This is a genomic window from Pseudomonas sp. FP603 (assembly GCF_030687415.1).
Lineage (GTDB): Bacteria > Pseudomonadota > Gammaproteobacteria > Pseudomonadales > Pseudomonadaceae > Aquipseudomonas > Aquipseudomonas wuhanensis.
On the sequence record NZ_CP117431.1, the window covers coordinates 3,130,032 to 3,145,291 of the forward strand.

The window sequence follows — 15,260 nt, forward strand, 5'->3', positions numbered from 1 at the left end:
CGCGTAGGAGTGTTTCACCATGAACAAGAATGTACGTAACACCCTGTTGTCCGTCGCTCTGTCGTTGCTGACGGCGGGAGTGTCACTGGCTGAAGAGCGCACGGTGCGGATCTATAACTGGATCGAATACCTGCCACCGGAGATCCTCAAGAGCTTCCAGGAGGAAACCGGCATCCGTCCGATCTACGACGTATTCGACAGCGTCGAGACCCTGGAGTCAAAATTGCTCACCGGCAACTCTGGCTATGATGTGGTCTACCCCGGCAGCGCCAACCTGAGCCACCTGATCAAGGCGGGTGCCGTCCAGCCCCTGGACCGCAGCCAGCTGCCGAACTGGCAGCACCTGGACCCGGAGTTCATGAAAACCCTGGAAGCAGCGGGTGACACGGGCAACCGCTACGCGGCACCGTATCTGTGGGGCACCACGTTGATCGGCTACAACGTCGACAAGGTTCAGCAAGTCCTGGGCGCCAATGTGCAGATGAACACGTGGGACATGATCTTCAAGGAAGAGAATCTCGCCAAACTCGCCAGTTGCGGTGTCGGTTTCCTCGACGCGGCCAACGAAATCGTGCCCATCGCGTTGCACTACAAGGGCCTCGACCCCAACAGCCAGAAGCGCGAGGACTACCCGCAGGCCCAGGCGGCGATGATGAAGATTCGCCCGCACATCACCTACTTCAACTCCTCACGCTACGGCATGGACCTGGCTAACGGTGACATTTGCGTAGCCGTCGGCTGGTCGGGTGGCGTGGCGCTGGCCAAGCAACTGGCTGATGCGGCCGGCAAGGGCGTCAAGGTCGAGATGGCGTTGCCCAAGGAAGGTGCACCGATGTGGTCGGACGTGATGATGGTGCCGACCAACGCCCCCCATACCCAAGAGGCCCATGAGTTCATCAACTACATCCTGCGTCCGGATGTGATTGCCCGGATCAGCAACAAGATCGGTTACCCCAACCCGAACAAGGACGCGACCGCGCTGGTGAATGCCAACATTCGTAACAACCCCAACATGTATGTGTCGGAGGAGGCGCGCAAAACGTTGTTCGCCTTGCAGCCCATGCCGGCAGCCGTGGAACGGATCCGCACGCGCACCTGGACCAGCATCAAGACCAATCGCTGAACATCGTGGCCCGGTACTTTTATGCCGGGCCCGACGGGTGTGTGTTGATGCCGAGATCAAACGCAGCGTCGAGCAGCTTCAGCGAATCTTGTTCATTGAGTGTCCAGCCAAAGACATTGCCGCCCAGCACCCGAGGTGATTGCAGCTACGTGTGTTCTCAGGCTCGCATACCGTAAAAGAGCAGCTCGGTGATATTCCTCACCTGAGTGGAGTGTGACTCGATATCCGGCTGTTCCTGGTTGACCAGCCTGAACAACTGCAGGTGTGCGTAGTCGTTCAACAAGAAGGCGGCCAGGTCGACGTTGAGATCAGCGCGCAACTTGCCGGCCCGCTGAAGTTCTCTGAGCAAACCGCTGATTTCAGCCCTGAGTGCATCGTTCATCGCGCGATAGCCTTCGGGCAGTTCGTTGTCGCCGCCAAACAGGATCAGAGGCAGCAGTTCACGCCAGAGGCTGGGGTGCATGACTTCCAGGGCGTAACTGGTCAACAGGCGCTCCAGGTAACACATGGCGTCGACCGGATCCTCCATCTCGGGGATCTGACTGCGGGTGTCCTTGAGTGCACGCTGGTCGGCGTCGTGCAGGATTTCCAGAATGATTTCCTGCTTGTTTCCGAAGTACTTGAACACTGTGGGCGCCGACACCCCAGCCTGGTTGGCGATCTGTTCGATGGTGGTGTTCTGGAAACCTTGACGCTCAAACAATTCGATTGCTGCCTTGCTGATGGCTTGGCGTCGTTCGACTTTCTGACGTTCACGCAGTCCGCTCACGGGAGATTCCTGTCGCTATGAATAAAGGGGGGCGCACGTCGCCCAATAATCCTTGCAAAATACTTAATCGAGTAAAATTTTTAAAGCGCTAATTTCTGTAGTGGGTAGTTTCGCGACAGCGAAGGACCCAAGAAAGTCAGCCCAAGCTGCGTTCGGCGCAATGACGTGTTACCTGGATACCTTTATTCACCTATTTGAGGCGCGCTGAGCCATTTTGTAGCACACAGCGAACGTCGCGCCGATCCAGTACTCATCGAGTTTTTTTGTAAAAACTCCATTCCAATGAAGAACTTGAGCTGATTGCCAGAAGCCTGGCACGATTTCTGCTGTTTTGGATTTATGGATAATTGGATACAAAACTGCAAAAGGGTGATGCCATGCAATTCGCTCCTACCTATGTTGAACGTCAGCCCCTGACTGCCGAGGAGGAGGCTTACAACTTTCTGCTGGAAGCGATCTGCGGTGGCCGTTACCGCAAAGGCGACCGGCTGATCGCTGAGGACATTGCCAGCGAGATCGGCATGAGCCGCATGCCGGTGCGCGAAGCCTTTCGCCGTCTCGATGCCCAAGGCCTGGTGACCTTGAGGCCTAACCGTGGGGCCATTGTCAGCGGCCTGGATTTCGAGGAGCTACACGAAGTTTTCGAAATGCGCAGTGCCCTCGAAGGCCTGGCGATCCGAGTTGCCGTGGGCAAGATCGGTGAGCGTCAGCTGGCAGCGCTGGAACGCATGCTGGACGAGATGGATGACTACCGTGACGAAAGCGCCGAGTGGGTCCGACTTCATCGGGCTTTCCATGAATATCTGTGCAGCCTCAGCGGTCGGCCTCGGCTGATGAAACAGATCTCGGCCCTGTATTCGTTGATCGAGGCGCCGATGCGCCTGTGGCTGCAACACAGCGAAAAACCCTTGAGCGCTCGCCAGGAACACGTGGTGATCCTCGACGCCATTCGCTCGGGCGATGCCGACCGGGCCGAGGCGGTGGTGCGTCAGCACATCGAAGGCACGGTGCCGGCGTTGATCCAGTTTCTGCAATCGGAAAAATAGAATCGGGCTCGAGCCCGGCCGTGTTTTGACTTTGAGTACTGCCCCGTTACTAAACCACTGGAGTGTCTGGTCATGCATAAACGCCGTTTGTTACTTGCCGCTGTATCCCTCGGACTCTGTACACAATGGGCGGTTGCCGCGCCCCAAGTGCCGGAGCGACTGCAAAAAGCCGAAAAACTCACGTACTGCTCGGGCATGGATTCACCGCCCTTGGTGTCTTTCGATGAGGCGCAAAAACCCAGGGGGCTGACGGTCGATCTGGGGCTGGAAATCGCCAAGCGCCTGGGAGACAAATCGGTGCAGTGGCGGGTCATTCCTTTCTCCGGGTTGCTGCCGGCATTGCTCGCCCAGCAGTGCGACATGATTGTTGATCAGCTGTTCGACAAGCCCGAGCGGCGGGAGGTGATCGACATCGTCAATTACATGTATTCCAGCCAGTCAGTGGTCGTCCCCAAAGGCAATCCCAAGGGCATCAAAACCCTGGATGGACTGTCCGGGCACAAGGTGGCCGTGCTCAATGGCTCCACGATCAAAACCTTGCTGGACGCCGAGAACGAAAAGCTCACCAAGGCTGGCAAGACACCGATGAAACTGGTGGTCTACAACAGCGACACCGACGCCTTTCAGGCGCTGCGCATCAGTCAGGTAGACGCCTACGGCACCACCGTGGAAACCGCCGGTTACTACGCAGCCATGGCGCCCGATCTGTTCGAGGAAGGGGTGCCGGCCTTCAGCCGGATTCTCACCGGTCTGGGAATTCGCAAGGATGATCCGCAGCTCACCGCAGCGGTACAACAGATCATCAGTGACATGCGCAGCGACGGCAGTTACGTGCAGTTGCTGAGCAAATGGCATGTTTCCAGCGACACACTCGACTGAGGCTCACGCTCCATGAATTTCAATTGGGATGTGTTCTGGCAATACCTGTTGCAGCCCAGCGGGGTGTACCTCACCGGACTCTGGCTGACCTGTCTGATCAGTGTGCTGGCGATGGCGTTGGGCTGTGTGTTGGGGCTGGCGGCGGCGCTGATGCGTCTGTCGCGCAACCCGCTGCTCAACCTGCCGGTACGGTTTTATGTGTGGCTGATGCGCGGCACGCCGCTGTTGGTGCAGATCGTCTTTCTCTACACCGCATTGGCAGCCGGCGGGATCTTCCGCTTCGAAGACGTGGAGCTAGTTGGTCTGGTGGTGCCAGGCAATATCCAGGCAGCGATCATCGCCTTGGGCTTAAACGAAGGCGCCTACATGGCCGAGATCATCCGTGCCGGGATCGGCGCCGTGGACAAGGGTCAGTACGAGGCCGGGCGCTCCCTGGGCATGACGTTCGCCAAACTGATGCGGCGAATCGTTCTGCCTCAGGCGTTCCGGGTCATCGTTCCGCCGTTGGGCAACGAGTTCAACGTGATGCTCAAGAACACGACGCTGGTCAGTGTGATTGGCGTGCAGGAGTTGCTGCTGAGTACGCAAATGGTCACGTCGGCGACATTCCGGGTATTTGAACTGTATCTGGTGGTGGCGATTTATTTCCTGCTGCTGACCACCCTTTGGGGCTTCTTCCAGCGTTGGTTGGAAGCGCGTTTCGGACAGTCCGATCGACCCGTACCGCCGGCGGCTGGCAGCCGCATGTTCGGCCGCAGCACGCTGAAATTGCTGAGAGGGCGTTAAGCATGGCGCACAAAAGTGAAGAGCTGATCATCGAGGCGCTGGACATTCACAAGTCCTTCGGCGACCTGAAGATTCTCAAGGGGATTTCCTTACAGGTGCGGCGCGGTGAAGTGGTGGTGTTGATCGGTGCCTCGGGTTCGGGCAAGACCACCTTTATTCGCTGCATCAATCTGCTGGAGGACATTCAGGGCGGGCGCATTCGCGTCAACGGCCGTGCCATGGGTTATCGCGAGCGCGCCGACGGCAGCCTGGTGCGCGACTCCGAGCGCAACATCGCTCGGCAGCGGCGGGACATCGGCATGGTCTTTCAACGTTTCAATCTGTTCCCCCACATGACTGCGCTGGAAAACATCATTGAGGCACCGATCCAGGTGCTGGGTGTGCCTCGCGCTGAAGCCTTGGAACAGGCCCGGGCGTTGCTCGCCCGGGTCGGTCTGGCGGACAAGGCCATGCATTACCCGTCGATGTTGTCCGGTGGACAGCAGCAGCGCGTGGCAATTGCCCGGGCGCTGGCGATGAAACCTCAAGCCATGCTGTTCGACGAGCCCACCAGCGCCCTGGACCCGGAAACCGTTGGCGAGGTGCTGCAGGTGATGAAGCAGTTGGCCGATGACGGCATGACCATGGTGGTGGTCACCCATGAAATGGGTTTTGCCCGAGAAGTCGCGGACCGCGTGGTGGTCCTCGATCAGGGCGAACTGATCGAGCAGGGGCCGCCGGAGCAGATATTCAGCCGACCGATACACCCGCGAACCCAGGCCTTTCTCAGCCGCGTGCTGTGACCTTTGAGTCGAGCCTTTTATCGCCCGGGAATGGAACCGGTTTACATCCGCCTAATGAATCTTTGTCTGGAAGAGCTTTTGCCATGTTGAAATTCTCTGCCCATGAATATCCTTATCCGTCGCAACGTCAGAGCGTGTTTGCCCGCCGTGGCATGGTCGCGGCTTCCCAGCCGCTGGCTGCCGAAGCTGGCATTGAGATCATGCGCAAGGGTGGCAATGCCATTGATGCCGCGATTGCTACGGCGGCAGCGCTTACTGTGGTTGAACCCACCGGCTGTGGCTTGGGCGGCGACGCCTTTGCCCTGGTCTGGAGCAAGGGCCAATTACACGGGTTGAACGGCAACGGCCAAGCGCCGACAGCGCTGACTATCGATGCAGTCAAGGCTGGCGGTCACGAGCAGATGCCACTCTACGGCTGGACTCCGGTAACGGTCCCCGGTTGCCCGTCGGCCTGGGCCGAGTTGTCCAAGCGTTTCGGCAAGCTGCCCTTTGCCGAGTTGTTGCAGCCCGCCATCAGCCTGGCTCGGGAGGGCTTCCCAGTGTCACCGGTGGTCGCGCGTCAATGGCAGACTGCTCTGGATGAATTCAGCCCCCATCGAGACCCGGTGCTCGATGCCTGGTTCGATACGTTCCTGATCGATGGTCGTGCGCCTAAGGCCGGTGAGTTATTCCGTAACCCGGCGCAAGCCCGAACGCTGGAAGAGTTGGCGGACAGCACTTGCGAGAGCCTCTATCGCGGTGATCTGGCGCAGCGTCTGGATGCCCATTCCCGCGCCACCGGCGGCTACCTGCGAGCCAGCGACCTGCAAGACTACCGCGCGCAGTGGGTGGAGCCGATCAGCATCAACTATCGTGGCTACGATGTGTGGGAAATCCCCCCAAGCGGGCAAGGACTGGTGGCCCTGATGACCCTGAAAATCCTTCAGGGCTTCGACTTCGATCACCGAGACAGCCAGCAGACCTGGCACCGTCAGTTGGAAGCCATGAAGCTGGCCTACAGTGACGGCCTGCATTACATCACCGATCCGCTGCACATGCGTGTGGCGGTGGCTGATCTTCTCAGCGATGCCTACAGTAGTCAGCGCCGTGAACAGATCGTTGATCAGGCTCAGGCACCCAAGCCCGGCGCCCCCCACACCAGCGGTACGGTGTATCTGGCCACGGCGGATGCGGAGGGCAATATGGTGTCTTTCATCCAGAGCAACTACCACGGCTTCGGTTCCGGCGTGGTGCTGCCTGACAGCAGCATCGCCTTGCAGAACCGCGGGCAGGAATTCAGTCTCGACCCTGATCACGCCAACTGCCTGGCACCGGGCAAAAAAACCTTCCACACCATCATCCCCGGTTTCCTCAGTAAAGATGATGCGCCGGTCGGACCGTTCGGCGTCATGGGTGGCTACATGCAACCCCAAGGCCATGTGCAGATGGTCATGAATCTTGTGGATTTCGGCCTCAACCCCCAAGCCGCGCTGGATGCTCCTCGTTGGCAATGGCTGGGGGATATGAAGGTCGGTATCGAGCAGGGGGCGTCACGAGATTTGGCTGCGTCGCTGGCACGGCGCGGACACAAGGTTCAGGTGGATTGTGACCTGACCGACTATGGCCGAGGGCAAATCATCATCCGTGACCCGGACACCGGGGTGCTGTGCGGCGGCACTGAGCCGCGGGCCGATTCCCATATTGCTGTGTGGTAGCACTTCCGGTGGTAGATGCCGTTTCTGTCACTCGGCATCCGAAGTCCGCGCGATCTTATACAGGTTGCTTCACTTTTCGATGCACCCACTGCGCCTCGCTTTGCAGTTCCAGGACGTGCCAATGGAAGCGCTCAAGCGAAGCATTATGTCCGACGCTGATCAGGATCGTTTCCGGTAGCGTCTGTTTAAGCATTTGATAGCAGCGTGCCTCGTTGGCTGAATCCAGTGCCGAACTGCTCTCGTCGAGGAACAGGACCGTGGGGCGGGCCAGCAGTGCCCGGACGAACGCACAGCGTTGCAGTTCGCCGACGCTGAGGGTCTGCGACCAGTCCCGTTCCTCATCCAATTGATCGCTCAAGTGGTGCAGGCCGACTTGCTGCATGGCCAGGCTCAGAGCGGCATCTTCTTCGCGTTGGGGAGGATTGGGATACCAGAGCGCCTCGCGCAGGCTGCCCAGCGGCAGATAAGGTTTTTGCGAGAGTGTCAGCGCACGCTCACGGTCATAACAGGTGGAGCCAGAAGCATGATGCCAAAGCCCTGTGATCGTCCGAATCAGTGTCGATTTGCCATAGCCGGACGGCGCGCTGATCAGAAGGCTGTCGCCGGGCTTGAGTGAAAGGTTGAAGCCTTTGAACAAGCGCCGGCCGTTCGGCAGCCAGATGTCCAGATCCTTGATATCGAGGCCGCTGTCCTGCTGCTCGAGCCTGATCTTCGACTTGACCTCGACGTTATCCAGTCGGTCCTGGAAACCGATCAAGCGGTCGATCACCGATTTCCACTCCGACAGCTCTGGAAATACGCTCACCAGATAGGCGATGGCCGCATGCACTTCTCCGAAGGCGGCGCTTATCTGGGTCAGGCGACCGAGGGGAAAGGCGCCCGCGAAGAACTGCGGCGCCATGATGAACATGGGAATGACCGTAGCGCTGTTCAAGTAGAAGGTCGAGTAGCCCATGATCAGCTTCTGTTTTTTCACCAGCGCCCAGAAGTTTTCCAGGGCTGCGCCCAGGCGTTGGTTCAAACGTGCGTTCTCCAGGGCTTCGCCCCGGTATTGGGCGATCGAGTCGGCGTTCTCCCGCAGGCGGATGAGCGAGAAGCGCAAATCCGCTTCGCGCCGCTGTTGCATGAAATTGAGGCTGGGCAGCGCGCGCCCGAGCCAGAACGCGACGCCGGTGCCCACTATCGCGTACACCAGAGCCACCCACACCAACAGCCCCGGGATGACCAGCGACTGACCGTTGAACGGCACGCTGACGAGGCTGGAGGCCTGCCAGAGAATGTGCAGAAAGGAAAACAGCGACACCACCGACGTCAACAGCCCCAGGCTCAACTTGAGCGACTTGACGATAAAAAGGTCGATGTCCTCGGCGATCCGCTGATCGGGGTTATCGACGTCGGTCTCGGTCAGTTTCAGCTTCTGGTAGCGCTGGCTGTCCAGCCATTGATCGAGCATGTTCCGGGTGGCCCAACGACGCCAGCGTATCGTCAGCTTCTGCTGGAAATGAAACGCGCCCACGGTAAAGGCCGCCATGCCGATTTGCAGCAGGATGAACTGCAGGCTGCCCAGCAGAAAACCGGCGTAATCCATGGCCTGCAAGGCGTTATAGAAATGCAGGTTCCAGAAGTTGGTGAGGATGTTGATCCCCACCAGGCACAGGGTCATGAGCACGGTGGCCAACAGCAGCAACAGAGCCGGGTACTTCTCCTCGGATGCCCAGAAAGGCCGCGCGAGGCGCCAGAAATTGCGGAGTGTGTGCATGTGGTCTTGATGAGCCCGGTCGCTAGCGACGTTGAGTTTGCAGGGGAGGGAGGATAGGATCGGCCAATGCTAATCGTTTGCATTAATTAGGGAAAGCCACGGGAGACCCGTTATCGAATTTCCAGAATGGCTGAACCAGGCTTGGCCGCCGATACAACGGGTCATCCGGCATGAACCTGGTGATCAGCCTTCCATAGCGTTGAACCAGCTTGCCGACCCTGCCGTGCTGCAACCGTTGCTGACCCGGTTCGCCCTGCGTTATCCGGGGGTGAACCGCGCAGCCGTGGTTTCGCAGTGGTCGATGAACTACATGAGCATCGTCCTGCCGGCCGCCCTGGCCTGTGTGCTCACGCGCCATTGTGCGATCGACTTCTGGGGCAAGGAGGCGGTGGTGTTGCACGATGACGGTGAACCTGTGGCGCTGAGCTTGACCGCCGGCCCCCCAATCCTGGCCCCCGAAGATCGTGCAGCCTACTGGTCGCGGTTGATCCATGAGCACCTGGCCCCGCTTTTCATCACCCTGGCCGCCGCCGGTGGCCTGGCGCCGAAAATATTGTGGGGCAACCTTGTAGCCATTTGGGATGGTGCCTTCACGAGAATGAATGCCGACTTGTCCAGAGACGGATTCGCCGAGGCGCACCAGTGGCTGGAACAGGCCACGGTGAATGACGGGCGCCTGAAGTTAAGGGGGCTGCAGCGCATGGTCGAGTCACCTGCGCCGCAGATTTGTGCCTGTCTGCCATTGCGTCGGCATTGCTGTTTGCATTATCAGTTGCACGAGCCGGTCGAAGGCGAGCCGCCAGTGCTCTGCGAGTCATGCCCCAAGTTGCATCGCCTGCCTGTTGCAGAGCAGGTGAGCTACCTGCACTACATCTATCAGGACAACTGAAGAGCGCCCGTCCGGGCGCTGACATCACCGCCTCTCATCAGGCATAAGCCGCGTCGGCCTGGACCTGAGTCAGGCGGCCGTTCTCGACTTTCAATACCCGGTCGGCCTGCTGGAAGTAAGCGTCGTCGTGAGTGATCACGATCACGGTCTTGCCCCGGGCTTTCAACTCCGGCAACAGCTCCATGTAGAACACTCGCTTGAAGGTCGGATCCTGGTCGGCGGCCCATTCGTCGAACAGATAAAACGGCTTGTCGTCCAGATACGCCGCGACACCAGCGCCAGTCGCTTGCGTTGGCCCGTGGACAGATCCACGGTGGAAAAGCGATCGTCGACGATGCTGACTTTATGCCCCAGCCCCAAGGCTTTTACATAACGCGTCGCTTCAGCGGTGCGGTGCTCGGCGTCCGGTCCGTCGTCGCCCAGCAAATGTTCGAACAGGTGGAAATCGGCAAACACGGCGGCGAAGTGCTGGCGGTATTGCTCGCGGTTGTCGTCGTCCACTTCCACGCCGTTGAGCACCACACAGCCGGCTTCCGGCGCATACAGCCCGAGCATCAGCATGGATAGCGTGGTCTTGCCACTGCCGTTGCCGCCGACCACAAACACCAGCTCACCCTGTTCCAGCGTCAAGTCCACTGGCCCGAGCATGAAGGGATGATCCTCATGTTCGCCGGGGTAGCGGTGGCACACACCATTGAGCAACAGGCGCATCGGGCCTTCCTTGGCGAACAGGTTACCGACCGGCGCGGCAGCCTGGGCTTCGGTGCTCAGCTCGGCGTCCAGTTGGCGAATGCGGTTCAGGGCGATGCTGGCCTGACGCAGCGAGGGCAGGGCGATCATCAGGTCGGAAATCGGCCGCACCAGATACAGCAATGTCACGGTGAAACTGGTCAGCACGGTAATCGATTGCGGCAGCCAGAACGGTACGACAAACAGCAGCACGCCGAGGTTGAGGTAGAACAGCAGCGTGCCCAGGTTGGCCACCACCGAATACCCGGCCATGCCGCGCAGGAACCGCACACGAAACTCATCGGCGCCCGGACGGATGACGCGCTCGACGAAGGCTTCGCCGCGGGCGTTGCTCAGTTGCAACTCCTTGCTGCCCTCGATCAGGCTGCGAAAGTGCTGATAAAGCACGTCCTTCTGTTGGCGCACCCGCTCCAGATGGCTTAACGGGCCCCGTTCAGCCAAGTGAAACGCGATCAAACCGACCAGCAGGAACAACGCCAGAATCAACAGCAACGACCACGACAACCAGGCCAGATAGGCGAAGCACGCCAACGTCACCACAGCGTTGACGAACAGCAGCGGCACCCACTCGAACGCGGCGGTAAAGGTGTGTACGTCTTCGGTGAGGATCACCAGCAAACGGTGTTTGCCCATGCCTTGCAGGCGTTTGAGCGGGGTGGCGAGCAGCTTGCGCGAGAGGTCGATGCGCATCTGGAAAATGGCGCTTTGGGTCAGGTGCAGCAGCGACAGTTCCGAACAAAGTTTGCTCAGCAGCATGCCGGCGCACAGCCCGAAAAACCCCAGGGCCAGTTCCGGCAATTGCTGCGGGTTGGCCAGCCCGCGGTTGATCAGAATCACCAGTCCCGCACTGGCCAGACCGCCCAGTGCACCGGTGATCGAGGCCAATGCCAACAGGCGTGCCGATTGGCGGTAAAGATAAAGAATCAAATTCATGCGACGGTTTCCGTCGAGGCCATGGCCAGCGACTTGGTGAGTTGTTCATGGAAGGCAGGCTGCCCGAGGATCGTGTCGTGATCGGCGGCGACCTGATGATGACAGGTTCGCTGGCTGATCGCGTCCCACTGCGCAGGCAGGGTCGGGCGCTCGACGAGGGTCTGTCCGGCCCACCACAGGTGCAGGGTGGCACGCACTGTGGGCACTGAATAGCCGTTGACCCAACGACGCGCGTCGGCCATCACATTCAAGGTCTGCTCGACGTAGTCTTGCGGTGCGTTGAGGCTCAGGCCGTTGGCAGTCGACCATTGCAGCAAGGCGAAACGCAATTGCTCCACGCGACCCAGCTCGGCAGAGGCCGTGCGCAGCTCCGTCAAACGTTCCGGGGCGAGTGCGGCCAGGCGCTGGCGACTGTCGCTGCTCAGCTCTTGTTGTACGATCGCCAACAGCGCTTCCCACGCCAGTGTTTCGTCCTCGGCGTGAAACGTGCTGTCGAACAACCCAAGCCACTCAACTGTTTGCCCTAGCGCTTCCAGTTGCCGGGTCAGTTCCAGCGCGAGCAATCCGCCCATGGACCAACCGCCCAGACGATACGGACCTTGCGCCTGAACCTGCTGGATCTGCGGCAAGTATTCGCTGGCCAATGCGACGAGGTCTTGATTACGCAGCGACTCGGACAACGCAATGCCATACACCGGCATCGCTTTCGGCAGCCCGGCGACCATCGGCAGATAGTGATGAACCCCGCCCGCCGGCTGGTGCAGGCAGAACAGCGGCACCTGTCCTGCTTCGCCGGCCTGCAAGGTGATGACGGCTGAGCGATTGTGCGGCTCGGTGATCTGCTCGGCGAGCCGGATCAGCGTCGGGTGCTGGAAGATCACGTTGACCGGCACTTCAATACCGAGCATGGCACGCAGCCTTGCGGTCATGCGCACCACCAGCAAGGAATGGCCACCGAGGGCGAAAAAGTCGTCGTGACGACCGATCACTTCGGCCTCCAGCAGTTCTTGCCAGACCGCCGCGAGCACCTGTTCGACATGACCTTCGGGCGCCGCGTAAGCCGCGAGGCTGCGGTTCGGCACCCGGGCCAGCAAGGCACGATGGTCGACCTTGCCATTGGCGGTGCGCGGCAGTTGCGCCAGCCACTGGATGTCGGCGGGAATCATGTGCGCCGGCAACAGGGTCGCCAGGGACTCACGCACAGCGTTGGCTTGAACCTCAGAGGCCGATTCAACGAAGGCACGCAAGCCCGGTTCGGCTTGGGTGGTGTCCAGCAAGACCACAGCCAGTCTTGCGCCGCTGACGCTGCACAGCGCAGTTTCGATTTCGCCCAGCTCGATGCGGTAACCGCGCAGTTTTATCTGCGAGTCCGTACGTCCGAGGAACACCAGTTGCCCGTCCAGATCTTGCCAGGCGAAATCGCCGGTGCGGTACAGACGTTGGCCGTCGAGAGCGGGATGACTGGCCCGGATGAATTTCTCGGCGCTCATCTGCGGCAGGCCCAGATAACCTTCGGACAATCCTGGTCCGGCAAGGTGGATTTCACCTTTGAGTCCCCGGGCCACGGGTGCGCCGTCGCTGTCGAGCAGGTACACCCGGGTGTGGGCGATGGCGCGACCGATGGGTACGGAACCCGCGTCCTGATCGGGCTGGCAGAGGGCGACGGTGCTCCACACCGAGGCTTCCGTCGGTCCGTATTCGTTGTACAGCTGCGCGTCGGGTTGGCGACGATAGTGGCTGTCGACCAGCGCTGGCGGGCAGCTTTCACCGGCGACAATCGCGGTGTTCAGCGGGCTCGGGCTGTCGCCCAGTTCGTCCAGCAACAATGCGTAAAGCGAAGGCAGCGCCAACAGGTGCGACACGCCGTGGTTGCGGATCAACCGGGCCAGTTGCAGCGGATCTTTCTGTTCGGTTTCGCTGGCCAGGTGCAGGCAACCGCCTTGGGCCAGGCTCCAGAACAGCCCGGCGATGGAGCTGTCGAAGGCGAACGACGACAGCAACAGGAAGCGTTGCACCGGCTGCGGATACCCCGCAAGCCGCGCCGCCAGGGAATGCAGGGCGTTGGCATGGCTGATGACCACGCCTTTGGGCTGGCCGGTACTGCCCGAGGTGTAGATCAGGTAGGCCGGTTGGTCTCGCGAGATTTTCGGCTCGTTCTGTAACGGCACTGCCGGCATCGCTTGATCGATCGCCAGCGCACTCGGCTGCCAGTCCGCCGGCAGGTCTTGCACGCGGGCGCGGTGGGTCAGCACCAGACGGGCCTGGCTGTCGCGCAGAATATGTTCGATGCGCTCGGTCGGGTAGGCCGGATCGATCGGTACGTAGCAGGCTCCAGCGCGCAGAATCGCCACCAGCGCCACCACCGCATCGATGTCCCGCGGCAGGAAGTGTGCAATCCGCGCGCCGGGTTCCAGGCCTTGGGCGAGCAGTTGCCGGGTAAGCGCACTGACACGCTGATCCAGCTCGGCGTGGCTCAAGGTGCCGCTCGGGCCGGTCACTGCCGGGCGTTGGGCGTTGGTGGTCGAGCCCTGAGCGAAGCAGGCGGCCAGGTTGGGCAGGGCGAAGGTGGCGGCATAAAGCTGTTCTTGCGCCGCGCTCAGGGTGGGCGAAGCAGCCAGTGCGGCGGTCACCCGTTGTTGCTCGGCGGCACTGCAAGTCGCCATGCGACTCAGGCTGGCGGACGGCTCACGTAAACTGTGCTCGATCACGCTCAGCAGTTGCTCGGCGAGGATCTCGACATGGGCCGAGGTGTAAAGCGCGGCATCAAAATGCAGTGACAAACCACTGGCTGAGCGCGGCTGATACTGCAACAGCAGCGCGCAACCGGCGCTGACACTGTCAGCCTGTTCGATCTGCCAACCGGCATCGTTCAGGGCACTGTGCGGCGTCATCGAGAGTTCGCGAAAGCCCACGTCCGATAACAACGGCACGTTGCTCAAGTGGCTTGGGTAGCTGTCCCGGGCATCGTTGAGCAGGCCGACGCGCTCGGTCAGTTGCTGGCACAGCGCGGCAAACGACAGCTCGGGCGCGGTGTCGAGGGTCAGCGGCAACGGTTCGCAAAACAGGCCGAGGGCATCGCCCAGCACATCCGGACGGGCCTGGTTCTCGTAGGCGAGCGTCAGGCGTTCGGCTTCGCTGTAGCGTTGCCACAAGGTGACCCAGGCGGCGAGCACGACAGTGCCGCTGCTGACACAGAGGCGGATCGCTTGCTGATCGAGGCGTTGCAGGGTCGCGCCGTCGAGTGGCAGTTGCACCCGGCCCAATTCGATAGGCGCGGATGGCGCTGTGTTCTGGCGCTGCCAGGGCAACGGCACATCCACAACCACCGCGCTGAATTGCTCATCCCAGAACCGCCGGCTCTGTTCGTCGTCCACCGACTCCAGGCGCCAGGCAGCGTAGTCGGCGTATTGCAGCGGCGGCTCTTGTGGCGCCGCTTGCAAGTAGCCCAGCGCCCACTCTTCGCCGAGGTAGCCCAGGCTGGTGCTGTCCAGATGCAGCGCTGGCAAATGAAGCGTTGCTGATCTGCCATCGACGTCCAGTTGTAGTTCAATTCCCAACGCCTGCAAATCAGCGGTCGAATCGTCGATCACCTGCATCGGCAGCGACAGCCCCGGCAGTTGCGGGTAACGGGTGCGCAGAATTTCGTGGCGTTGCATCAGCGCCAGCAAACTGGTGTTCAGCCGTGCACTGTCCAGCGGTTGTTCACTGCGAATGCGCAGCGTGGCCCGCTGTGCTGTCGGTGCCAGGCGGGTTTGTTGCAGGCGCCACAGGTGAGCCTGTTGTGGCGACAGTTCAAAGCCTTCCAATGGCGTGTTTTCGTGAGTCTGAGTCATGCTGAGACCTGTACAGA

The 15,260-nt window shown here is 60.6% G+C and carries 12 protein-coding genes; 7 read left to right on the forward strand and 5 right to left on the reverse strand.

Annotated features, from left to right (window positions below):
• Positions 1-19 precede the first annotated feature (19 nt).
• The gene (locus PSH65_RS14640) at positions 20-1,123 is read left to right on the forward strand and encodes a polyamine ABC transporter substrate-binding protein (protein ID WP_305426710.1); all 1,104 of its coding nucleotides are present in this window, start codon (positions 20-22) and stop codon (positions 1,121-1,123) included.
• A gap of 157 nt (positions 1,124-1,280) precedes the next feature.
• Here the strand turns inward: PSH65_RS14640 and PSH65_RS14645 are convergent, their stop codons facing one another.
• Positions 1,281-1,892, reverse strand: a complete 612-nt coding sequence (locus PSH65_RS14645; RefSeq protein WP_305426711.1) for a TetR/AcrR family transcriptional regulator — start codon at positions 1,890-1,892, stop codon at positions 1,281-1,283.
• Between the two features lie 377 nt (positions 1,893-2,269).
• On the opposite strand from PSH65_RS14645, the gene PSH65_RS14650 reads away from it, so the two are divergent.
• The 5 genes from PSH65_RS14650 (at position 2,270) to PSH65_RS14670 (ending at position 7,079) form a co-directional block, all read left to right on the forward strand.
• Positions 2,270-2,938 carry a GntR family transcriptional regulator gene (locus PSH65_RS14650; protein ID WP_305426712.1) on the forward strand — a complete coding sequence of 223 codons (669 nt, stop codon included), beginning with the start codon at positions 2,270-2,272 and terminating at the stop codon, positions 2,936-2,938.
• A gap of 72 nt (positions 2,939-3,010) precedes the next feature.
• A complete protein-coding gene (locus PSH65_RS14655) occupies positions 3,011-3,817 on the forward strand; it encodes an ABC transporter substrate-binding protein (RefSeq protein ID WP_305426713.1) in 807 nt (268 codons plus the stop codon).
• 12 nt (positions 3,818-3,829) lie between these two features.
• Positions 3,830-4,603 (forward strand): amino acid ABC transporter permease, encoded by a 774-nt coding sequence (locus PSH65_RS14660; protein ID WP_305426714.1) that lies wholly within the window; start codon positions 3,830-3,832, stop codon positions 4,601-4,603.
• 2 nt (positions 4,604-4,605) lie between these two features.
• The gene (locus PSH65_RS14665; RefSeq protein WP_305426715.1) at positions 4,606-5,385 is read left to right on the forward strand and encodes an amino acid ABC transporter ATP-binding protein; all 780 of its coding nucleotides are present in this window, start codon (positions 4,606-4,608) and stop codon (positions 5,383-5,385) included.
• 83 nt (positions 5,386-5,468) lie between these two features.
• Positions 5,469-7,079: a gamma-glutamyltransferase family protein gene (locus PSH65_RS14670; RefSeq protein WP_305426716.1), complete on the forward strand. Its 1,611-nt coding sequence runs from the start codon at positions 5,469-5,471 to the stop codon at positions 7,077-7,079.
• 55 nt (positions 7,080-7,134) lie between these two features.
• Here PSH65_RS14670 and PSH65_RS14675 read toward each other — a convergent pair whose 3' ends face one another.
• Entirely contained in the window at positions 7,135-8,838 is a 1,704-nt protein-coding gene (locus PSH65_RS14675; RefSeq protein ID WP_305426717.1) for an ABC transporter ATP-binding protein/permease, read from the reverse strand.
• 199 nt (positions 8,839-9,037) lie between these two features.
• On the opposite strand from PSH65_RS14675, the gene fhuF reads away from it, so the two are divergent.
• Positions 9,038-9,727 (forward strand): siderophore-iron reductase FhuF, encoded by a 690-nt coding sequence (gene fhuF, locus PSH65_RS14680; RefSeq protein ID WP_305426718.1) that lies wholly within the window; start codon positions 9,038-9,040, stop codon positions 9,725-9,727.
• Positions 9,728-9,764: 37 nt separating this feature from the next.
• Here the strand turns inward: fhuF and PSH65_RS14685 are convergent, their stop codons facing one another.
• From PSH65_RS14685 to PSH65_RS14695, 3 genes are read right to left on the reverse strand one after another with little or no spacing between them, the layout of a single operon-like run.
• Complete coding sequence (locus tag PSH65_RS14685; RefSeq protein ID WP_305426719.1) at positions 9,765-9,911, reverse strand: hypothetical protein; 147 nt, start codon at positions 9,909-9,911, stop codon at positions 9,765-9,767.
• Positions 9,890-11,410: a cyclic peptide export ABC transporter gene (locus tag PSH65_RS14690; protein ID WP_305426720.1), complete on the reverse strand. Its 1,521-nt coding sequence runs from the start codon at positions 11,408-11,410 to the stop codon at positions 9,890-9,892. The genes PSH65_RS14685 and PSH65_RS14690 overlap by 22 nt, the downstream gene beginning before the upstream one ends.
• The gene (locus tag PSH65_RS14695) at positions 11,407-15,243 is read right to left on the reverse strand and encodes an amino acid adenylation domain-containing protein (RefSeq protein WP_305426721.1); all 3,837 of its coding nucleotides are present in this window, start codon (positions 15,241-15,243) and stop codon (positions 11,407-11,409) included. The genes PSH65_RS14690 and PSH65_RS14695 overlap by 4 nt, the downstream gene beginning before the upstream one ends.
• Between the last annotated feature and the right edge of the window lie 17 nt (positions 15,244-15,260).